At 72.7% G+C, this 21,099-nt stretch carries 18 protein-coding genes and 1 pseudogene; 12 read left to right on the forward strand and 7 right to left on the reverse strand.

Annotation, left to right across the window (positions count from 1 at the left end; translation table 11 throughout):
* Positions 1–11: 11 nt before the first annotated feature.
* Positions 12–1,922 carry a TerD family protein gene (locus J7E94_RS29535; protein ID WP_215019861.1) on the forward strand — a complete coding sequence of 637 codons (1,911 nt, stop codon included), beginning with the start codon at positions 12–14 and terminating at the stop codon, positions 1,920–1,922.
* A gap of 250 nt (positions 1,923–2,172) precedes the next feature.
* A complete protein-coding gene (locus J7E94_RS29540) occupies positions 2,173–3,156 on the forward strand; it encodes a TerC family protein (protein WP_215019862.1) in 984 nt (327 codons plus the stop codon).
* Between the two features lie 31 nt (positions 3,157–3,187).
* Here J7E94_RS29540 and J7E94_RS29545 read toward each other — a convergent pair whose 3' ends face one another.
* From J7E94_RS29545 to J7E94_RS29555, 3 genes are all read right to left on the reverse strand, one after another.
* Positions 3,188–4,486, reverse strand: coding sequence for an MFS transporter (locus J7E94_RS29545; RefSeq protein ID WP_215019880.1), 1,299 nt, complete (start codon positions 4,484–4,486; stop codon positions 3,188–3,190).
* A gap of 198 nt (positions 4,487–4,684) precedes the next feature.
* On the reverse strand, positions 4,685–5,341 hold the full coding sequence (locus J7E94_RS29550) for an MBL fold metallo-hydrolase (protein ID WP_215019863.1): 657 nt from the start codon (positions 5,339–5,341) through the stop codon (positions 4,685–4,687).
* Positions 5,342–5,367: 26 nt separating this feature from the next.
* Positions 5,368–6,057, reverse strand: coding sequence for a maleylpyruvate isomerase family mycothiol-dependent enzyme (locus J7E94_RS29555; RefSeq protein WP_215019864.1), 690 nt, complete (start codon positions 6,055–6,057; stop codon positions 5,368–5,370).
* A gap of 186 nt (positions 6,058–6,243) precedes the next feature.
* Between J7E94_RS29555 and uvrA the strand changes: the two genes are divergently transcribed.
* Entirely contained in the window at positions 6,244–9,210 is a 2,967-nt protein-coding gene (uvrA, locus tag J7E94_RS29560; protein ID WP_215019865.1) for an excinuclease ABC subunit UvrA, read from the forward strand.
* Positions 9,211–9,419: 209 nt separating this feature from the next.
* On the opposite strand, the gene J7E94_RS29565 is transcribed toward uvrA, so the two are convergent.
* A complete protein-coding gene (locus J7E94_RS29565) occupies positions 9,420–10,070 on the reverse strand; it encodes an NAD(P)-dependent oxidoreductase (protein ID WP_215019866.1) in 651 nt (216 codons plus the stop codon).
* A gap of 78 nt (positions 10,071–10,148) precedes the next feature.
* Here J7E94_RS29565 and J7E94_RS29570 point away from each other — a divergent pair, with 78 nt between their 5' ends.
* Complete coding sequence (locus tag J7E94_RS29570) at positions 10,149–10,766, forward strand: helix-turn-helix domain-containing protein (RefSeq protein WP_308345514.1); 618 nt, start codon at positions 10,149–10,151, stop codon at positions 10,764–10,766.
* Here the strand turns inward: J7E94_RS29570 and J7E94_RS29575 are convergent.
* A complete protein-coding gene (locus J7E94_RS29575) occupies positions 10,756–11,637 on the reverse strand; it encodes a carbohydrate kinase (protein WP_215019867.1) in 882 nt (293 codons plus the stop codon). The two genes, J7E94_RS29570 and J7E94_RS29575, sit on opposite strands and share 11 nt — an antisense overlap.
* Positions 11,638–11,713: 76 nt before the next feature.
* Here J7E94_RS29575 and J7E94_RS29580 point away from each other — a divergent pair, with 76 nt between their 5' ends.
* Entirely contained in the window at positions 11,714–12,145 is a 432-nt protein-coding gene (locus tag J7E94_RS29580) for a Rieske (2Fe-2S) protein (RefSeq protein ID WP_215019868.1), read from the forward strand.
* A 23-nt stretch (positions 12,146–12,168) separates the two neighbouring features.
* On the opposite strand, the gene J7E94_RS29585 is transcribed toward J7E94_RS29580, so the two are convergent.
* Entirely contained in the window at positions 12,169–12,600 is a 432-nt protein-coding gene (locus tag J7E94_RS29585; protein WP_215019869.1) for a hypothetical protein, read from the reverse strand.
* Positions 12,601–12,668: 68 nt separating this feature from the next.
* Here J7E94_RS29585 and J7E94_RS29590 point away from each other — a divergent pair.
* Positions 12,669–13,010 (forward strand): annotated as a pseudogene (locus J7E94_RS29590) (zinc ribbon domain-containing protein); the annotation flags it as partial.
* 14 nt (positions 13,011–13,024) lie between these two features.
* Here J7E94_RS29590 and J7E94_RS29595 read toward each other — a convergent pair.
* Positions 13,025–13,960 (reverse strand): hypothetical protein, encoded by a 936-nt coding sequence (locus tag J7E94_RS29595; RefSeq protein WP_215019870.1) that lies wholly within the window; start codon positions 13,958–13,960, stop codon positions 13,025–13,027.
* 227 nt (positions 13,961–14,187) lie between these two features.
* On the opposite strand from J7E94_RS29595, the gene J7E94_RS29600 reads away from it, so the two are divergent.
* The 6 genes from J7E94_RS29600 to whiA all read left to right on the forward strand — a co-directional run bounded on the left by J7E94_RS29600 (position 14,188) and on the right by whiA (position 21,088).
* Entirely contained in the window at positions 14,188–14,814 is a 627-nt protein-coding gene (locus tag J7E94_RS29600) for a papain-like cysteine protease family protein (protein ID WP_215019871.1), read from the forward strand.
* Positions 14,811–15,623: a hypothetical protein gene (locus J7E94_RS29605; RefSeq protein ID WP_308345516.1), complete on the forward strand. Its 813-nt coding sequence runs from the start codon at positions 14,811–14,813 to the stop codon at positions 15,621–15,623. Before J7E94_RS29600 ends, J7E94_RS29605 begins: the two co-directional genes overlap by 4 nt.
* A gap of 362 nt (positions 15,624–15,985) precedes the next feature.
* Entirely contained in the window at positions 15,986–18,034 is a 2,049-nt protein-coding gene (gene uvrC / locus J7E94_RS29610; protein ID WP_215019872.1) for an excinuclease ABC subunit UvrC, read from the forward strand.
* On the forward strand, positions 18,031–19,050 hold the full coding sequence (rapZ, locus tag J7E94_RS29615; RefSeq protein ID WP_251057400.1) for an RNase adapter RapZ: 1,020 nt from the start codon (positions 18,031–18,033) through the stop codon (positions 19,048–19,050). Before uvrC ends, rapZ begins: the two co-directional genes overlap by 4 nt.
* Positions 19,047–20,102, forward strand: coding sequence for a uridine diphosphate-N-acetylglucosamine-binding protein YvcK (gene yvcK / locus J7E94_RS29620; protein ID WP_215019873.1), 1,056 nt, complete (start codon positions 19,047–19,049; stop codon positions 20,100–20,102). Before rapZ ends, yvcK begins: the two co-directional genes overlap by 4 nt.
* Positions 20,093–21,088, forward strand: coding sequence for a DNA-binding protein WhiA (gene whiA, locus J7E94_RS29625; RefSeq protein WP_030009075.1), 996 nt, complete (start codon positions 20,093–20,095; stop codon positions 21,086–21,088). The genes yvcK and whiA overlap by 10 nt, the downstream gene beginning before the upstream one ends.
* Positions 21,089–21,099 lie beyond the last annotated feature (11 nt).

The raw sequence follows: 21,099 nt of genomic DNA on the forward strand, positions 1-21,099 counted from the left end.
GAGACGGGACAATGGCGGCCGAACTGGTCCGGGGGCAGAACCACGCCCTGCCCGAACACAAGGTGCGGATCACGGTCTCGGCGGGCACACCGGTGCTCGCCCTGGCCTCGCTCGGGGACGAGCGGGGAGCCGTGACGGGTCCCGAGGGGATCGCGCACCCCGGTGCGCGCGAACTTCCGGGGGTGGAGGCGCCCGACGGGTCCGCCGACCGGCACCGGTTCGCCGTCGACCTGGACGCGGTGGACCCCGCGGTGTACCAGGTCGGCGTCCTGCTCTCCCTGCCCCCCGGCGGCCCGGCCCGGTTCGGAGCCGTCGCGGCCCCGCACCTCGCCGTCGCGGGCGTGGACGGCACCGTGCTCGCCGAGTACACCCTCACCGGGCTGGACGCCGAGACCGCCGTGGTCGCCCTGGAGCTCTACCGGCGCCAGGGGGCCTGGAAGGTCCGTGCCGTCGGGCAGGGCTACGCCGACGGCCTCGCCGCGCTGTTCGCCGACCAGGGGCTCACCGCGCCCGGCGCCGCCGAGCTGGCGGCGCGCGTGCACGCGTGCGTGGCCGCCCCGGTGGCGCCCGACCCGGTCCCGGTGTCCGGGGTTCCGTACGCGGGCACGCCGGGCCCGGCGCCCGAGCCGTCGAACGCTGCCGAGCCGACGGCCGCGTCCGCGCCTGAGCCGGCGCCCGCGATCGGGGCCGACGGGACCATCAACTACGCCCACCCGCGCCGCCGCCGCACCAGCACCGAGCCCCCCGAGCCCGCCCCGCGGGCCGCCCAGCCGTCGGAGCCGGGCCAGGCCCCGCGCCCCGTCGCCGGGGACGCCGGCGGCTGGTCCATGGACGAGTGGCTCTACAACCAGGTCTGGGGCATGTTCGAGGACCTGGCCCGCACCGTCGCCGCCTACCGCAGCGCCGTCGACTTCGCCGACTCCCGGATGGACCGCGAGCTCGACGAGGCCCTGTCCGACCCCCGCCACCGCATCGGCGGCTCCGGCAACGCCGCCCGCGACACCGCCCGGGCCCGCCGCGACGAGCTCGTCGCCCAGGCCCAGGCCGTCCTCGACCGGGACCTCGCGCAGCTCGCCGCCGAGTGCGAGGTGGTCGAGCCCGCGCTGCCGGCCCCCTACGCCCGCTGGGACAACCCGGTCTGGCATGACCACCACGTGCCCGAGGAAAGCCCGCTGGCCCTGCGCCTGGGGGACCTGCACCTGCCCGAGCGGCCCGATCTGCGCATCCCCATGCTCGTGCGGCTCCCGCTGGAGCGCGGGCTCTGGATCGACAACGGCCGCACCGGCTCCGAGGCCGCGATGGCCATGGACACCGACCGGCTGCGCCGGGCCGCCATGGACATGGCCGTCGCCCACGCGGCGCGGCTGCTCGCGGTCCACCCCGCCGACCGCTTCTCCGTCCACGTCATCGACGCGGCCGGGGCCGGTGCCGCCTCGCTGGCGCCCCTCGTCCGCGCCGGGGTGCTGGCCGGGCCGCCCGCCGCCGGGGCCGCGGGGGTCTCCGCGACCCTGGAGCGGCTGACCCGCCGGGTGGACCTCGTACAGATGGCGCTGCGGGCGGGGGCTCCCGAGGACCTGCCGCCGGATGTGGACACCGCCGAGCAGCTGCTGATCGTGCACGACTTCCCGCACGGGTTCGACGACCGGGCCGTTACCCGTTTGCGCTATCTCGCCGACGAGGGACCGGCGGTCGGAGTGCACCTGCTGATGGTCGCGGACCGTGACGAGGCCTCGGCCTACGGGCCGCTGCTGGACCCGCTGTGGCGCTCCCTGATGCGGCTGTCCCCGGTGCCGGACAACCATCTCGCCGACCCCTGGGTCCACCACGCCTGGACCTTCGAGCCGGATCTGCCCCCGCAGGGCAGCCGTGTCCTCGACCAGGCACTGGAGCGGGTGGCGGAGCTCCGGCGCACCGGTCGATGACCTGGCGATGACCAGCACTTGGGGTTCTCTTTAACTTTTCCGTCCCGGACGGGTACCCTGGTGAGCGCGGAGGGGAGTATTCCTGCTTTCCTGCTACGGCGTACCCGTCAATACGGGCCACTGCGGTTCTTGCGAACCCAGCCGGCCCCGGGGCGCCGGCCCACGGCCTCCAGGCCGCCCGGGTGGAAGAGACCTCCGGCAGCGATGACGCTGACGAAGTGCTGAGCCATCCGCCGGAGGCGTGTCAACCGTGGAAGTTTCCTGGACCCTGTGGGCGCTGACCATTCTTGGTCTGTCCCTCCTCATCGGCGCCGATTTCTTCATCGGCCGCAAACCGCACGACGTATCGATCAAGGAAGCGGGCACCTGGACGGTCGTCTGGATCGTCCTCGCCGCGCTCTTCGGCCTCGGCCTGTGGTTCTTCGCGAACGGCCAGGCCTCGCAGGAGTTCTTCGCGGGCTTCATCACCGAGAAGTCGTTGAGCGTGGACAACCTCTTCGTCTTCGTCCTGATCATGGCGAAGTTCGCGGTGCCCTCCCACCTCCAGCAGCGCGTGCTGCTCGTGGGCGTGCTGATCGCCCTGGTGCTGCGCGCGATCTTCATCGCGGCCGGAGCCGCGATCATCGCCAGCTTCTCCTGGGTCTTCTACATCTTCGGCGCGTTCCTGATCTACACCGCCTGGAAGCTGATCCAGGAGGCGCGCAAGGACGAGGACGAGGAGGAGTTCGAGGAGAACCGCCTCCTCAAGTCCGTCGAGAAGAAGTTCGGCGTCGCCGACAAGTACCACGGCACCAAGCTCTTCATCCGGAACAACGGCAAGCGCGTCCTGACCCCGCTGATGGTCGTCATGCTCGCCATCGGCACCACCGACGTGCTGTTCGCACTGGACTCCATCCCCGCCATCTTCGGCCTCACCCAGGACCCGTACATCGTCTTCACCGCCAACGCCTTCGCCCTCATGGGCCTGCGCCAGCTGTACTTCCTCATCGGCGGTCTGCTGAAGAAGCTGGTCCACCTCAGCTACGGCCTGTCGATCATCCTCGGCTTCATCGGCGTCAAGCTGGTGCTGCACGCGCTCCACGAGAACGGGGTGCACGTCCCGGTGATCTCGATCCCGGTCTCCCTCGGCGTCATCTGCGGTGTCCTGGCCATCACCACGATCACCAGCCTGATGGCCTCGAAGAAGCAGGCGGCGGCCGAGGCCGCCGCCCGCCCGGAGCGCATCGAGGCCTAGGAAGGGCCCGACGCGCAGCAGGTCTGCGGATCTACGCGGGGGCGGCGGCCGCTTCGGCCGCCGCCCCCGACCGCGTCCGTTCCACCACCGGATTCGTCTCGGGCAGCAGCGCGAAGCAGCCCAGGCTGAGCAGGGCGACCCCGCTCAAGTACACGGCGACACCCCAGGGCGGACCGGAGCCGTCCGCCAGCGACGTCGCCACGATCGGGGTCAGCGCCCCGCCCAGCACACCGCCCAGGTTGTAGCCGACGGCCGCGCCCGTGCAGCGGATCCGCGGCGCGTACAGCTCCGGCAGGTACGCCCCCACCACCGCGAACATCGTGACCATGCCGAACAGGGCCCCCACGAACCCCAGCGTCATCAGCAGCGGCTCCGCCGTGCGCAGCAGGGCCACGAACGGGAACATCCACAGCGCGCAGAGCGTGCAGCCGAGCAGGCACAGGGGGCGCCGGCCGTAGCGGTCGCCGAGCAGCGCCACCAGCGGAGTCGCCAGACCCTTGAGGGCGACCGCCGCCATGATGCAGGCCAGCATCGCGCTGCGTCCCACCCCGAGGCGCTCGGTGGCGTACGCGAGGGACCAGGTGGTGACCGCGTAGAAGACGGCGTACCCCACGGCGAGCGCCCCGCCGGTCAGCAGGAGCAGCCGCCAGTGGCCGCGGACCACCTCGGCCAGCGGGGCCTCCGCCCGGCGCCCGGTCTCGGCCAGCGCCCGGAACTGCGGGGTCTCCTCCACTGAGCGCCGCAGCCACAGCCCGGCCAGTGCCAGGACCCCGGCCGCCCAGAACGGCACCCGCCAGCCCCACGCGGTGAACTGGGCGTCGGTCAAGGTCGCGGACAGCGCCAGGATGATGCCGTTCGCCAGCAGGAAGCCCACCGCCGGGCCGATCTGCGGGAAGCTCGACCACAGGCCCCGCCGCCGCTCGGGGGCGTGCTCGGCGGTCAGCAGCACCGCGCCGCCCCACTCGCCGCCGAGTCCGAGGCCCTGCAGGAAGCGCAGCAGGAGCAGCAGTACCGGAGCCGCCACGCCGATCGTGCCGTACGTGGGCACGCAGCCGACGGCGACCGTGGCCAGGCCGGTGAGCAGCAGGGAGGCGAGGAGTACCGGGCGGCGGCCGTGGCGGTCGCCGATGTGGCCGAAGACCGCCGATCCCAGCGGGCGGGCGAGGAAGCCGACACCGAAGGTGCCGAAGGCGGCCAGGGTGCCGGCGAGCGGGGAGAAGGACGGGAAGAAGAGCGGGCCGAGCACGAGCGCGGCGGCGGTCCCGTAGACGAAGAAGTCGTAGAACTCGATGGCGGTCCCGGCGAGCGAGGCCGAGGCGAGCCGCAGCATGCCGGGGCGGCCGCCCGTCGTGGTGTGCAGGCCGCCGTGCTGCTCGGAGCGCTGTGAGGGCTGGGAGGGCTCGGGGGACGGGGCGGGGTCTTGTTGCATGGTGCAGCAAATACCCCTTCCCCGTCCCTCAGGACGTGAGTTCGGCCGGTATCGACCGGAAGGAGTGCACCGCGTACCGAAGTTGACGGCTGGCGGGCTCTACCAGCCGCGCTCGCGCCACTCGGCGAGATGCGGCCGCTCGGCGCCGAGCGTGGTGTCGTCGCCGTGGCCGGGGTAGACCCAGGCCTCGTCCGGCAGCTGCTCGAAGAGCTTGTGCTGGACGTCGTCGATCAGGCTCGCGAAGGCCTTCGGGTCGCCCCCGGTGTTGCCGACGCCGCCCGGGAAGAGGCAGTCGCCGGTGAACACGTGCGGGTGCCCGTGCGGGTCGTCGTAGATCAGCGCGATCGAGCCGGGGGTGTGCCCGACCAGGTGGCGGGCGGTGAGTTCGACCCGCCCGACGCGGATGGTGTCCCCGTCCGCCACCGGGACGTCGGTCGCCACCGGGATGCCCTCGGCGTCGCGGGCGCCCGCGTACGTGGTCGCCCCGGTCGCCGCGACCACCTCGGCGAGCGCGCCCCAGTGGTCGCCGTGCCGGTGGGTGGTGACGACGGACGCGATGCCGTCGTCGCCGATCAGGCTCAGCAGGGTGCCGGCCTCGGCGGCCGCGTCGATGAGCAGCTGCTCGTCGGTGGCCCGGCAGCGCAGCAGGTAGGCGTTGTTGTTCATCGAGCCCACGGCGACCTTGGAAATCATCAGGTCCGCGAGCTCGTGCACGTCGGCCGGACCGCCGACCTTGACCTCTCCGGTGTACGTCATGGCCTTGATCCTAGAGGTGTCCCGCCCTAGAGCGGCGGGAGCGTGGGGAGGGGGCCGCCCGCCGTGGTCAGGGAGGCGCCCTTGTCGCCGCGGCCGGCCAGCCAGGCCAGCAGGCCGGCGGCGGTGCCGGAGACGGTGACGGCCGGGTCCCCGGCGGAGCCGGTGCGCCAGCTGCGCCCGTCGGCCGCGGCCAGGGCCACCGGGGGCACCTCGGGCCGGGCGGACCAGCGGTCGGCGAGGAACTCGATCTCGCGCCCGGTGAACTCCTCGGGGAGGTCGGAGAGCTCGTAGCCGATGTTCAGGTCGACGTGGTGCAGCTCGACCTCGACGAGCCGGCGGAAGGGCACGTTCGAGGCGAGGTCGGTGATCCCGTTGCGCAGCTCGACGGTGCGCGACCAGTCCTGGGCGGGCTCGCCGGCGGCGAGGAAGCGGGCCCCGGAATCACGGAGGTCCGCCAGGTGTTCTTCCAGAGGCCGGCCGGAGTCGCGCTCGATGTCCGCGTCGCGCGCGGCGGCGCTCTCGTACATCGGGCGCCCTTCGAAGACGTTGACGAGGGCGTCGGCGTTGCGCGCGAGGTGGGCCAGGATGTGGCCCCGGGTCCAGGCCGGCAGGTGTGACTGCTCGGCGAGGGCGGCGTTGTCCAGTTTCGCGACCGCGGTCAGCAGTCGGTCCGTGGCTTCACGTACAGATCGCAGGTCGTGCACATGATCAGTCATGACGGCGAGCCTAGTGGTTTCCGGGCCGCGGCCACACGATCGGGTGAAGAGGTCTGCGCAGTGCTGTAAATCGAATGTGCGTGCTATACGCTCGAAGTCCAGACTGCAAATCCACCGCAGCGGCGCCCCCCATACCCTGGGACGGGGGCCCGTGCCCCCGCTCTCTCAAGAAAGGTGCGGACCGGCGTGACCGACCGTCTCATCGTTCGTGGCGCTCGCGAGCACAACCTCAAGAACGTCTCGCTCGACCTGCCCCGCGACTCACTCATCGTTTTCACCGGACTCTCCGGGTCGGGCAAGTCCTCCCTGGCCTTCGACACGATCTTCGCCGAGGGTCAGCGCCGCTACGTCGAGTCGCTCTCGTCGTACGCCCGCCAGTTCCTCGGACAGATGGACAAGCCCGACGTCGACTTCATCGAGGGCCTCTCCCCGGCCGTCTCGATCGACCAGAAGTCGACTTCGCGCAACCCGCGCTCCACCGTGGGCACCATCACCGAGGTCTACGACTACCTCCGCCTCCTCTTCGCCCGTATCGGCAAGCCGCACTGCCCCGAGTGCCGGCGCCCGATCTCCCGGCAGTCGCCGCAGGCGATCGTCGACAAGGTGCTGGCGCTCCCCGAGGGCAGCCGCTTCCAGGTGCTCTCGCCGCTGGTGCGCGAGCGCAAGGGCGAGTTCGTCGACCTCTTCTCCGACCTCCAGACCAAGGGCTACAGCCGGGCGCGGGTGGACGGCGAGACCATCCAGCTCTCCGAGCCGCCCACGCTCAAGAAGCAGGAGAAGCACACCATCGAGGTGGTCATCGACCGCCTCACGGTCAAGGACAGCGCCAAGCGCCGGCTCACCGACTCGGTGGAGACCGCGCTCGGCCTCTCCGGCGGCATGGTCATCCTGGACTTCGTCGACCTCGCCGAGGACGACCCCGAGCGTGAGCGGATGTACTCCGAGCACCTCTACTGCCCGTACGACGACCTGTCCTTCGAGGAGCTGGAACCGCGCTCCTTCTCCTTCAACTCGCCCTTCGGCGCCTGCCCCGAGTGCACCGGCATCGGTACGCGCATGGAGGTGGACCCGGAGCTGATCGTTCCGGACGAGGAGAAGTCCCTGGACGAGGGCGCGGTCTCGCCGTGGTCGCTCGGACACACCAAGGACTACTTCCAGCGGCTGATCGGCGCGCTCGCGGGCGAGCTGGGCTTCCGTACGGACATTCCGTGGGCCGGGCTGCCGGCGCGCGCCAAGAAGGCCCTGCTCTACGGGCACAGGACGCAGATCGAGGTCCGCTACCGCAACCGGTACGGGCGGGAGCGCGCCTACACGACGGCCTTCGAGGGCGCCGTTCCGTTCGTCAAGCGACGGCACGCGGAGTCGGAGAGCGACGCCAGCCGCGAGCGCTTCGAGGGCTACATGCGCGAGGTGCCCTGTCCGACCTGCGAGGGCACCCGGCTCAAGCCGATCGTGCTCGCGGTGACGGTGATGGAGAAGTCCATCGCCGAGGTGGCCGCCATGTCGATCAGCGAGTGTGCGGAGTTCCTCGGCAGGCTGCGGCTCGACGCCCGCGACAAGAAGATCGCCGAGCGGGTCCTGAAGGAGGTCAACGAGCGGCTCCGCTTCCTCGTGGACGTCGGCCTGGACTACCTCTCGCTGAACCGGGCCGCCGGCACCCTGTCCGGTGGCGAGGCCCAGCGCATCCGGCTCGCCACGCAGATCGGCTCCGGCCTGGTCGGCGTGCTCTACGTGCTGGACGAGCCCTCCATCGGCCTGCACCAGCGGGACAACCACCGGCTGATCGAGACGCTGGTGCGGCTGCGGGACATGGGCAACACGCTCATCGTCGTCGAGCACGACGAGGACACCATCAAGGTGGCCGACTGGGTCGTGGACATCGGCCCGGGCGCGGGCGAGCACGGCGGCAGGGTGGTGCACAGCGGGTCGCTGAAGGACCTGCTGAAGAACACCGAGTCGATGACCGGGCAGTACCTGTCCGGCAAGCGGTCCATCCCGCTGCCGGAGGCGCGCCGGCCCGTGAACGGGGAGCGCAGGCTCACCGTGCACGGCGCCCGGGAGAACAACCTCCAGGACATCGACGTGTCCTTCCCGCTGGGCGTGCTCACGGCCGTGACCGGTGTCTCGGGCTCCGGAAAGTCGACGCTGGTCAACGACATCCTCTACACGCACCTGGCGCGCGAGCTGAACGGCGCGCGCTCGGTGCCGGGGCGGCACACGCGGGTGGAGGGGGACGACCTCGTCGACAAGGTCGTGCATGTGGACCAGTCGCCGATCGGCCGGACGCCGAGGTCCAACCCGGCGACGTACACCGGTGTCTTCGACCACGTGCGCAAGCTGTTCGCGGAGACGATGGAGGCGAAGGTGCGCGGCTACCTGCCGGGCCGCTTCTCCTTCAACGTCAAGGGCGGCCGGTGCGAGAACTGCTCCGGCGACGGCACGATCAAGATCGAGATGAACTTCCTGCCGGACGTCTACGTCCCCTGCGAGGTCTGCCACGGCGACCGGTACAACCGGGAGACGCTGGAGGTCCACTACAAGGGCAAGTCCATCGCGGAAGTCCTCAACATGCCGATCGAGGAGGCGCTGGACTTCTTCGAGGCGGTGCCGACGATCTCGCGGCACCTGCGGACGCTGACGGAGGTCGGGCTGGGGTACGTACGGCTGGGCCAGTCCGCGCCGACGCTGTCGGGTGGTGAGGCGCAGCGCGTGAAGCTGGCGTCGGAGCTGCAGAAGCGGTCGACGGGGCGGACGGTGTACGTCTTGGACGAGCCGACGACGGGTCTGCACTTCGAGGACATCTCGAAGCTGATCAAGGTGCTGTCGGGGCTGGTGGACAAGGGGAACTCGGTGATCGTCATCGAGCACAACCTCGACGTCATCAAGGTCGCGGACTGGGTCATCGACATGGGCCCCGAGGGCGGCTACGGCGGCGGTCTGGTGGTGGCCGAGGGAACGCCGGAGCAGGTCGCGTCGGTGGGGGCGAGCCACACGGGCAAGTTCCTGCGGGACATCCTGGGCGCAGACCGGGTCTCCGACGCGGCGTCGCCTCCGGCGAAGGCCGCGGCGAAGAAGGCCCCGGCCAAGAAGGCGGCGGCCGCGAAGAAGGCGGCTCCGGCCAAGAAGGCGACGCCGCGGGCCCGCAAGGCGTAGCAACCGAACGGCACTGAGGGAGAGGCCGAGGGCCGGCCGCCGCCGGCCCCTCCCCCGCCTGTGGTCGCGGGCGTCCGAGGCGCGGGGCGGAGGCCCGGCTTTTGAGGCGTGCAGCCGCGCTCGGCCGGTGCCATTGCGGCCCGGCCGGTGCTGCGGCGCGGGCGCGGAGTGCCCGTGGGCGGAGCCCCGGGTGGGGGCGCGCCTCGGGGCTACGAGGCGACGCCCAGGGCGTGGCCTGCCGTGGTGGGGTCGGTCAGGGTGGTCAGGAGGGCGTCCGCGACGTCCGCACGGGGGATGACGCGGCCCCGGGGGACGTTGGCGTCGATCGCACGGCGGTAGGTGCCGGTGCGGGGGCGGTTCAGGAGGCGCGGCGGGCGGATCACCGTCCACTCGGCGCGGCTGGCGCCGATGGCCGCCTCCATGACCGACAGGTCCGCGTACACGTCCCGCAGGGCCCGCCGCAGCAGCGGGAGGAAGACCGCGCGCGTGAAGATGCCGTCGCTCGCGACGTCCGGGCCGACCGGGGCCGCGCTGACCGCGGACAGGCGGGTCACGCCCGCCCGGTCCATCGCCGCGAGGATGGCCCGTACGGCAGGGCCCGTGACCGGCGCGGCCTTCGCCTGCTTGTTGCTCGCCGCGCCGAGTGCCGAGATCACCGCCGCCCGCCCCGTCAGGACGGGCACGAGCGACTCCTCGTCCGTCAGGTCGGCGACGACGGCCACCTCCAGCCGGTCGTGGGCGGGCACGTCCAGGCGGGCCGGGTCACGGACCACGGCCGTCACCTCGTGGCCCGCGGCCAGCGCCTGCCGGACGACCTCGTGGCCGACACCGCCCGTAGCTCCGAACACGGTGAGTTTCATTCCTGCTCCCGGACCGATAGAAGTGGAGGGTGGGGTGAGTGAGTATTCACTCACCGCCGCTTCCTTTAGGGTGAGTGAGTGCTCACTCCAAAGTCAAGCCGTCCCACCCCCGAGCGGATCCTCGACGCCGCCGAGACCCTGATGCGCACCATCGGGCTGGCAGGTGCCACCACCAAGGCCATCGCCCGCGAGGCCGGCTGCTCGGAGGCCGCGCTCTACAAGTACTTCGCGAACAAGGAAGAGCTGTTCGTGCAGGTGCTGATGGAGCGCACGCCCAACGCGGGCCCGCTCATGGCCGCACTGCACGCAGAGCCGGAGGAGGAGGGAGCCGGGGGTGCGGGCGAGGAGGCGCTCGCCGAGATCGCCCGGCACGCCGCGCTGTTCTACGCCGACGCCATGCCCATGGCCGCCTCGCTCTTCGCCGACCCCGTCCTCCTGACCCGCCACCGCGAGGGTGTGCAGAAGATCGGCTCCGGACCCCACGTGGTCCTGGACGCGCTGGCCGGGCGCCTGCGCCGGGAGGCCGAGGCGGGCCGGCTGCGACCCGGCGCCGATCCGCAGGCCGCCGCTGCCCTCCTGCTCGGCGCCTGTTTCCAGCGGGCCTTCTTCCTGCACTTCTCCGGTGAGGACGTGGTCCAGCCGGTGGAGGAGTTCGCGCCCGCCGTGGCCCGGACCGTGTGGGCCGCTATCGGGTGAGCTCCGCCGCGTACGGGGGCTCCGCGCCCGCCCGGGTGCAGGTCAGGGCCGCCGCGTGCGCAGCGTAGGCCAGGACGTCGGGCCAGTCCACCGGCCGGTCGGGCGCCCCCGACAGCCGGTGCAGCAGGGCGGCGTTCACGGTGTCGCCCGCCCCGATCGTGTCCGCCACCGCTACCCGGCGGCCCGGGACCGAGTGCTCCGCGCCCTCCCGCGTCCAGACGGTCAGCCCCGCCGCACCCCGGGTCAGCACCACCGCCGACGGCCCTGCCGCCAGCCAGTCCGAGACCCCGCCGCCCAGCCAGGCCGCGTCCTCCACCGAGAGCTTGAGGACGGTCGTGTACGGCAGCAGCCGCTCCAGGAAGCGCGCGCGGTACGCGGCTGGATCCCCGATCAGCGCCGGCCGGATGTTGGGGTCCAGCAGGGTCAGCAGCCCGCGCCTCGACTCCCGGCGCAGCAGGGCCTCGTACGCGCTCGCGCCCGGCTCCAGGACCAGCGAGCAGGTGCCGAGTGCGAGGGCGCGTACGGAGTCGGGGAGGGCGGGCGGCAGGGTGAACAGCCGGTCCGCGGTGCCCTCGACGTAGAAGCCGTACGAGGCCGAACCGTCCGGGGCCAGCGAGGGCACGGCGAGCGTGGTCGGCTCCGGCCCGCGCTGCACCAGCGACAGGTCCACCCCGGCCGCCCGCAGCCCGGCCAGCAGGCTCTCGCCGAAGCCGTCCGCCGAGACCCGGGAGCAGAAGGCCACTACGGCGCCGAGCCGCCCGAGGGCGAGCGCGGTGTTGTACGGTCCGCCGCCCGGCCGGGGCAGCAGTGCGCCCGGCGGCCGCTCCACGGGCACCAGGTCGATGAGGGCTTCTCCGCCGACGACGATCACGCGGGGGAAGCTATCCCATCGGCCGACGGTATGGTCGGGTGGGCCGAGCCCCGAACGTCACCCCCAGGAGTGTTCCATGTCCGCGTCGCCGTCCTCCGCCCGCCGTACCGTCCTCAAGGGCGCCGCCGCGCTCGCGGGTGCAGCGGGTGCCGGTTCGACGCTGGCGGCCTGTTCCACCGGGAGCAACAGCGGCGCCGGCTCCCCGCCGGTTCCGGAGGAGCCGGTGGAGCTGGGGGCCGCGGCCGAGGTCCCGGTCGGCGGGGCGAAGCTGTACCGCGAGCGGAAGCTGATCGTCAGCTGCCCGGCGGAGGGCCAGTACAAGGCCTTCAGCGCCCAGTGCACGCACGCCGGCTGCGTCCTGGACAAGATCGTCGAGGGCGAGGGCAACTGCCCCTGCCACGGCAGCCGCTTCGACGTGGCGACCGGCAAGGTGCTGCGCGGCCCGGCCACCGACCCGCTGCCCGCCGTCCCGGTCAAGGCGGAGAACGGCAAGCTGGTCGCGGGCTGAGCGGGCTGAGCGGGCTGAGCGGGCTAGGCGCTCGTCAGCCTGCGTGACCACCACGGGTCGCCGGGCGCGGCGAACGGGTCGTTCAGGGTGCGGGCAAGGAAGCGGGCGTCGAGCGGGGCGAGCAGGGCGCGCAGTTCGGCCGCCGGACGGCGCGGAAGGGCGGCGCAGGCGGCTTCCAGGACCGCGCGCACGTCCGCTCCCGCGAAGGGGTCGCAGCAGACGCAGTGCTCGTCCGCGGCGTACATCACCCACGGCCCGGGCTGGTGGGCGAGGGCGCGCCAGCGCCGCCACGCCTCGGAGACGGGGCCGGGCCAGGAGGGCCGGCGCTCGATCCGGGCGATCGCGGCGAGGGCCGGGCCGGACAGGCCGGGTATCCGCGGCGCCCGGGGTCCGTGCCCCGGGCGGACTCGTGAGGGCAGGTTCTGTCGCACCTGCGCCGGACTTCTACGCGGCATGCGCCTTTCGTGGTTCGTTCACGCCGTCATCCTCCCGGAAGCGGTGACCGCGGGGCCTCTCCTTTTTCGCGGGCTACCGGGAGTTCGTGGCGATGCTGGAGTACAAGGCCGCCCGGTACGGGCGCGCCTTTCACCGCATCGGCCGCTCCGAGCCGACGTCCCAGGTCTGCTCGGTCTGCGGTGGCAAGGACGGCCCCAAGCCCCTGTATGTCCGTGAGCGGACGTGCGGAGCGTGCGGGACCGTCCATGACCAGGCCATCGACTCGGCGGTCAACGTCGTCAAGGCCGCAGGACGTGCGGTGTCAGCCTGCGGAGCGCGGGTAAGACCGGGGCTTGTCCCGCCACAGCGCGGAGAAACAGGAACCCCCCGAGACGGTCAGACGACCGTGGTAGGAATCCCCGTCCCTTAGGCGGGGAGCGGAAGTCAATCCCAGTCCCAGGCGATTCCGAGGATCCCGCGCCGCACCGTCTGCTCCACCAGGTGCACCGCCCGGTGCCGGCCGCTCGGTGTCAGGTCCGCGAAACCGGTGCGCGGGGCCTGCGGGCCGGTGCGGGCGAAGCGGCGGCAGCGCACCGGCAGGGCCGCCTCGTCGAAGCGGACCTGGAGCATGTACTGGCCGCCCGCGTAGCTGAAGCCGCGTACGTACTCACTGCTGCGCGCGCCCGTGCCGTCCCGGATGCCGTAGCCGAAGACGTACGTGTCCCCGCGCCGCAGCCGGGCGTCGAAGAGCAGCTCCGCGACCACCACGCCGGCCTCCGGGTGGCGCCGGACCCGGCCCGTGCGGCAGTTCTCGTACGCCGTCACCTCCATCCGGGACACGTCGCAGCCCGGATCGCCGTGGTGGATCGCGAGGTAGCGGTCGACGCCGTCGCGGTGGGCCCGGACGATCTGCTGCGACGCACGGCTCCGCATCTCGCCGCCCGGGCCGACGCGGACCCGTTCGTGATGGCCGAGGGAGTGCAGTCCGCCGTCGGGCGGGAGCTCCATGCCCTCCAGCAACTGCTCGACCGCCGCGCCCACGCTGATGAGGGCCCGGTAGGAGCGGGCGGCCGGGGGGCTCGCGGGGCCCGGGCCGGGGTCGGGGGTGCGCAGGAGGCGGACGAGGGCGCCGTCGGGCAGCTCCAGGATCTGCTCCAGCGCGGTGACGGCCCGGAGGGACTCCGCGTGGCGCGGCCGCCGGGCGCCCTGTTGCCAGTAACTGAGGCTGGTGACGCCGACCTTGATGCCGCGCGCCGCGAGCCGGTGCTGTACCCGGTGCAGGGGCAGCCCGCGCGCGGCGAGGGCGGCGCGCAGGGCCAGGTGGAAGGGGCCGCCGCGCAGCAGCTGTCCGAGATCCGCCGTGTCCGCGGTCGGCCGCATGGCGACTCCCTTGTGAACATTCACACGCGTCGGCGCGGGGGATCGCGCCGGTGGTACCGGGGGACCAGGTGACACGGCGGCAACCGTTCACACCGCAGCCCCACCGTTCACACTGCAATGTCACCGCGTATTGAAGCGTGTTGACCTGATCGCGACAACTCCCTGATGCTCCTGCACAGCGTCCGGACGCGCTCCTCCACCCCCACATCCCCCTCGGGAGGAACGCGATGCGCAACCGAAAGCGGCGGCCGTACCTGGCCGCCTTCCTCACCGCCCTGCTCCTCGCCCTGCCGCTCGGTGCCGGCACCGCCACGGCCGCCGATACCGGTGCCGGTGCCGGTGCCGGTGTCAGCGCCGGCGCGGAGTCCGCTCTCGCGTACAAGCGGCTGGACATCACCATGCAGGCGCAGCAGAAGACCAACTGGTGCTGGGCCGCGGGCGGCAACACCATCGCCACCTGGTTCGGCCGCACCTACAGCCAGAACCAGTTCTGCAACGCCGCCTTCAACCGCCAGCAGGGCTACGACTGCCCCAACAACCAGGCCACCCTCGGCAACGTCCAGACCGGCCTGCGCTGGGCGGGCATCAACCCCGGCTCGTATGTGACCGGCTGGCTCCAGTACTCCACCGTGCAGACCGAGATCAACGCCAACCGCCCGATGGAGACCCGGATCCAGTGGTCCAACGGAGGCGGCCACATGCACGTCATCTACGGCTACGACACCGCCAACAGCTGGGTCTACTGGGGCGACCCGTGGCCGTCCAGCGACCGCTACAACTGGGCCTCGCACGCCTGGTACGTGGACAACAGCACCTTCTCCTGGACCCACTCCCTCTACCGGATCGGGGCGTGACCGCCATGACCGTGCGTGCCGCCGCAGCCGCGGTCCTTGCCGCCACCGCCGCCGCCACCGCCGGCGTCCTCGCCCTGGGCGGGCAGGCCGCCGCGGCCCCCGTACCGCAGCCGCCTGCCGCCACGGCCGAGATCAGGGCCGCCGCCGGGCAGGCGGCCGCCGCCCCCGACACGCTGGCCACGCTCTCCCGCTTCTTCGCCCGGGAGGGCAAGGTCTCGCCGAGCGCCGCGCAGCCCCGTATCGAAGGGGAGGCGATACCGGTGAACCACCTCTCCCCGGACTTCGTGGCCGGGAAAGCCGGTGCGCCGGTCGCCCGCCTGGAGTTCCTCGCCAGCAAGGCGGTCTCCTCCGACGGGCAGCAGGCCGCGCTGTGGACGGCGCGGACGGAGGCCGGGTGGCAGGTGGTGAACATCGCGACCGGCGACGACGAGTTCCGCTACGCGCAGGAGGGGGCGGCGAAGCTGCCGGGCGGCACGGTGTTCCGCGAACCGCAGATTGACGCGTGGTACGTGGCCGGGGGGAACAGGGTGCTGCCGCTGGACGAGGACGCGGTACGGGCCGTGGGCGCCGGGGGCACCAGCCTGGCCGGCTACCGGGCGCGGGTCACGAAGGCGTACGGGGACAAGCTGCCGGGCTCGGCCTACGCCGAGGGCGGCATGGCGGGCGGCTTCGCCGAACCGGGGGCGCCCGGGGCGCCCGGGGCGCCGGGGGCGCCGGGGGCTGTGATCGCCGGAGGCGCGGCGGGCGCGGTCGCCCTGGCGGCCGGGGGCGTGGTGGCCGTACGGCGCCGCCGCGCGGTCGAGGCGTAGCGCCCGCCCCGCAGGGCCCGGCTCCCGCCAGAGCCCGGGCCCTGCGGGGCTTCCCCCTCCCCGCCCCTTCCCGAAACCGGGGCTCCGCCCCAGACCCCGCGCCTCAAGCGCCGGCGGGGCTGGAGTGACACGGGCTCCGCCCCAGGCCCCCGCGCCTCAGACGCCGGCGAGGCGGGAGCAACCGGGGCTCCGCCCCAGGCCCCCGCGCCTCAAGCGCCGGCGGGGCTGGAGTGACCCGGGCTGTGCCCCAGGCCCCCGCGCCTCAGACGCCGGCGAGGCCGGAGCAACCGGGGCTCCGCTGGATGGTGCCGGTGGTGGAGGGGTACGGCCGGTTGTCGGTGGGCGCCAGTAGGGTGGTTGGCATGGCCGACCCTTCCAGTTACCGACCCAAGCCGGGACAGATCCCCGACTCGCCCGGTGTGTACAAATTCCGCGACGAGCACCGCCGGGTGATCTACGTCGGGAAGGCCAAGAGCCTGCGCCAGCGCCTGGCCAGCTATTTCCAGGACATCGCCGGCCTGCACCCCCGTACGGCCACGATGGTGACCACCGCCGCCTCCGTCGAGTGGACCGTCGTCTCCACCGAGGTCGAGGCGCTGCAGCTGGAGTACTCCTGGATCAAGGAGTACGACCCCCGGTTCAACGTCAAGTACCGGGACGACAAGAGCTACCCCTCCCTCGCCGTGACCATGAACGAGGAGTATCCGCGGGTCCAGGTCATGCGCGGGCCCAAGAAGAAGGGCGTGCGCTACTTCGGGCCGTACGGGCACGCCTGGGCCATCCGCGAGACCGTCGACCTGATGCTCCGGGTGTTCCCGGTACGGACCTGCTCCGCCGGCGTGTTCAAGCGCTCCGCGCAGATCGGCCGGCCCTGCCTCCTCGGCTACATCGGCAAGTGCTCCGCCCCCTGCGTCGGCCGGGTCACCCCCGATGAGCACCGCGAACTCGCCGAGGACTTCTGTGACTTCATGGCAGGACGGACCGGGACGTACCTCTCCAGGCTCGAGAAGCAGATGCACGAGGCCGCCGAGGAGATGGAGTACGAGAAGGCCGCCCGGCTGCGCGACGACATAGGGGCCCTGCGGCGGGCCATGGAGAAGAACGCCGTCGTGCTGGCGGATGCCACCGACGCCGACCTCGTGGCGGTCGCCGAGGACGAGCTCGAAGCCGCCGTGCAGATCTTCCACGTCCGCGGCGGCCGGGTCCGCGGCCAGCGCGGGTGGGTCACCGACAAGGTCGAGGCCGTCGACACCGCCGGACTCGTCGAGCACGCCCTCCAGCAGCTCTACGGGGAGGAGACCGGCGAGAGCGTGCCGAAGGAGGTGCTGGTCCCCGCCATGCCCGAGGACGCCGCCGCACTCGGCGAGTGGCTCGCCGCGCGGCGCGGATCCCAGGTCAGCCTGCGCATCCCGCAGCGCGGGGACAAGAAGGCGCTGATGGAGACCGTCCACCGCAACGCCCAGCAGTCCCTCGCCCTGCACAAGACCAAGCGCGCCAGCGACCTCACCACCCGCTCCCGGGCCCTGGAGGAGATCGCCGAGGCCCTGGAGCTGGACAGCGCCCCGCTGCGCATCGAGTGCTTCGACATCTCACACCTCCAGGGCGATGACGTGGTGGCCTCGATGGTGGTGTTCGAGGACGGGCTGGCCAGGAAGAGCGAGTACCGGCGCTTCCAGATCAAAAGCTTCGCGGGGCAGGACGACGTCCGCTCCATGCACGAGGTGGTCTCCCGCCGCTTCCGCCGCTACCTCCAGGAGAAGGTGAGGACGGGGGAGTGGTCCCCGGAGGACGCCGAGGCCGCCGAGGACGGCGGCGCGCCCGAGGACGACGGGCGGGCCAAGCGCTTCGCGTACCCGCCGCAGCTCGTCGTCGTGGACGGCGGGCAGCCGCAGGTCGCCGCAGCCAAGCGGGCCCTGGAGGAGCTCGGGGTCGACGACGTGGCCGTGTGCGGGCTGGCCAAGCGGCTGGAGGAGGTCTGGCTGCCGGGCGAAGACGACCCCGTCGTGCTGCCCCGTACCAGCGAGGGCCTGTACCTGCTCCAGCGGGTGCGTGACGAAGCCCACCGGTTCGCCATCCAGTACCAGCGGAACAAGCGGGGCAAGCGCTTCAAGTCGGGCCCGCTGGACGAGGTGCCGGGCCTCGGCGAGAGCCGCAAGCAGGCCCTGGTCAAGCACTTCGGTTCGGTGAAGAAGCTGAGACAGGCGACAATCGACCAGATCTGCGAGGTCCCGGGCATAGGCCGCAAGACGGCCGAGACCGTGGCCGCGGCCCTCGCCCGGGCCGTCCCCGCCGGCCCTGCCGTCAACATGGCCACAGGAGAGATCATTGAGGATGAGGCCCCCGCCCCGCGGGTGGGGACGCCTCCCAGCGGTAGCTGGGCGACATCGTCCGAACGGGGGACCGAGCAATGACCGAGCACGAGACCGCGCACGACACGACGCACGAGACCGCGCACGACACGACGCACGAGACCGCGCACGACACGACGCACGAGACCGCGCACGACCGAGACGGAGCACAGGTGAGTACGGGCACGACAGTGGAGCCCGGCGAGGCCGCCGAGGCGGCCATCCCCGAGTTGGTGATCATCTCCGGGATGTCCGGGGCCGGCCGCAGTACGGCGGCCAAGTGTCTGGAGGACCTCGGCTGGTTCGTCGTCGACAACCTCCCGCCGGCGCTGATCCCCACCATGGTGGAGCTCGGCGCCCGCTCCCAGGGCAACGTGGCCCGCATCGCCGTCGTCGTCGACGTCCGCGGCCGCCAGTTCTTCGACGCCCTGCGCGAGTCCCTCGCCGACCTCGACAGCCGCGGCGTCACCCGCCGCATCGTCTTCCTGGAGTCCTCCGACGACGCGCTGGTCCGCCGCTTCGAGTCGGTCCGCCGCCCCCACCCCCTGCAGGGCGACGGGCGCATCACCGACGGCATCGCCGCCGAGCGCGACCTGCTGCGCGAGCTGCGCGGCGACGCCGACCTGGTCATCGACACCTCCAGCCTGAACGTGCACGAACTGCGCGCCAAGATGGACGCCCAGTTCGCCGGCGACGAGGAGCCCGAGCTCCGCGCGACCGTCATGTCCTTCGGGTACAAGTACGGCCTCCCCGTCGACGCCGACCTCGTGGTCGACTGCCGCTTCATCCCCAACCCGCACTGGGTGCCGGAGCTGCGCCCCTTCACCGGGCTCAACGAGGAGGTCTCGGGCTACGTCTTCAGCCAGCCCGGCGCCAAGGAGTTCCTCGACCGCTACACCGAGCTGCTCCAGCTCATCGCCACCGGCTACCGCCGCGAGGGCAAGCGCTACGTGACCATCGCGGTCGGGTGCACGGGCGGCAAGCACCGCAGCGTGGCCATGTCCGAGAAGCTCGCCGCCCGCCTCGCCTCCGAGGGAGTCGAGACCGTCGTAGTCCACCGGGACATGGGGCGCGAGTGACCGCACGGACCCCGCGGCTGAGCCGCCTGCGCCGCCTCACCCCGGGACGGGGCGAAGGCGGCGCAGGACGCTCCGGCCGCCGGCGCGGCGCCGCGCCCAAGGTCGTCGCCCTCGGCGGCGGCCAGGGCCTGTCGGCCTCCCTCACCGCCCTGCGCCGCATCACCGGTGACCTCACCGCCGTCGTCACCGTCGCCGACGACGGCGGCTCCAGCGGCCGGCTCCGCGAGGAGCTCGGCGTGCTGCCGCCCGGCGACCTGCGCAAGGCGCTGGCCGCGCTGTGCGGGGACGACGAATGGGGCCAGACCTGGGCGCGGGTCATCCAGCACCGCTTCCAGTCCAGGGGCGCCCTGCACGAGCACGCCGTCGGCAATCTGCTGATCGTCGCCCTGTGGGAACAGCTCGGCGATCCCGTCCAGGCCCTCGACCTCGTGGGCAGGCTGCTGGGCGCCCAGGGCCGGGTGCTGCCGATGTCGGCCGTCCCGCTGGAGCTCCAGGCCCTGGTCAAGGGGCACGACCCGGCCCGCCCCGAGGACGTGGACACCGTCCGCGGGCAGGCCACGGTGGCCCTCACCCCCGGCGAGGTGCTCTCCGTACAGGTGGTGCCGGGCGACCCGCCGGCCGTGCCGGAGGCCGTCGCGGCGGTGCTCGACGCCGACTGGGTGGTGCTCGGGCCGGGGTCCTGGTTCTCCTCTGTGATCCCGCACCTGCTGGTGCCGGAACTGCTCGACGCGCTGATGGAGACGAAGGCCCGGCGGGTCCTCTCGTTGAACCTCGCGCCGCAGCCCGGCGAAACAGAGGGCTTCTCTCCGCAGCGTCATTTGGAGGTTTTGGCCCGACACGCCCCTAAACTCGCCCTGGACGTGGTGCTGGCCGACCAGGCCGCCGTGCCCGACCGCGAGTCCCTCGCCGATGCCGCAAAACGGTTCGGCGCCGCGGTCGAGCTGGCGCCGGTCGCCCGGCTAGACGGCTCTCCGAAGCACGATCCGGAGCTGCTCGCCGCCGCGTACGACCGTATTTTTCGGATGCATGGAAGGATCGGCCCATGGCGATGACGCCCGCGGTGAAGGATGAGATTTCCCGCCTCCCCGTCACCCGGACCTGCTGCAGAAAGGCGGAGGTCTCGGCGATCCTTCGGTTCGCGGGCGGCCTCCACCTGGTGAGCGGACGGATCGTCATCGAGGCGGAGCTGGACACGGGCATCGCTGCCCGCCGGCTGCGCAAGGACATCCTGGAGATCTTCGGGCACTCCTCGGACCTGGTGGTCATGGCTCCCGGCGGTCTGCGCCGCGGCAGCCGCTACGTGGTCCGCGTCGTGGCCGGAGGCGACCAGCTGGCCCGCCAGACGGGCCTCGTGGACGGCCGCGGACGCCCGATCCGGGGCCTCCCGCCGCAGGTGGTCTCCGGGGCCACCTGTGACGCCGAGGCGGCCTGGCGCGGCGCCTTCCTGGCCCACGGCTCGCTCACCGAGCCGGGACGGTCCTCCTCCCTGGAGGTCACCTGCCCCGGCCCGGAGGCCGCTCTGGCCCTGGTGGGCGCCGCCCGCAGGCTCTCCATCGCCGCCAAGGCGCGCGAGGTGCGCGGGGTCGACCGGGTCGTGGTCCGCGACGGCGATGCGATCGGCGCCCTGCTGACCCGGCTGGGCGCGCACGAGTCCGTGCTGGCCTGGGAGGAGCGGCGGATGCGGCGCGAGGTGCGCGCCACCGCCAACCGCCTCGCCAACTTCGACGATGCCAACCTGCGCCGCTCGGCGCGTGCCGCGGTGGCCGCCGGAGCCCGCGTGCAGCGTGCGCTGGAGATCCTCGGCGAGGAGGTCCCCGAGCACCTCGCCGCGGCCGGCCGGCTGCGCATGGAGCACAAGCAGGCCTCCCTGGAGGAGCTGGGCGCGCTCGCCGACCCGCCGCTGACGAAGGACGCGGTCGCGGGCCGGATCCGCCGGCTGCTGGCGATGGCCGACAAGCGGGCCCAGGACCTCGGGATCCCGGGCACCGAGTCCAACCTCGACCTCAGCGAGGAGATGGCCGACAACATGGCCGGCTAGTGCTGTGGCCG

The sequence above is a fragment of the Streptomyces sp. ISL-94 genome (assembly GCF_018614075.1).
Taxonomy (GTDB): domain Bacteria; phylum Actinomycetota; class Actinomycetes; order Streptomycetales; family Streptomycetaceae; genus Streptomyces.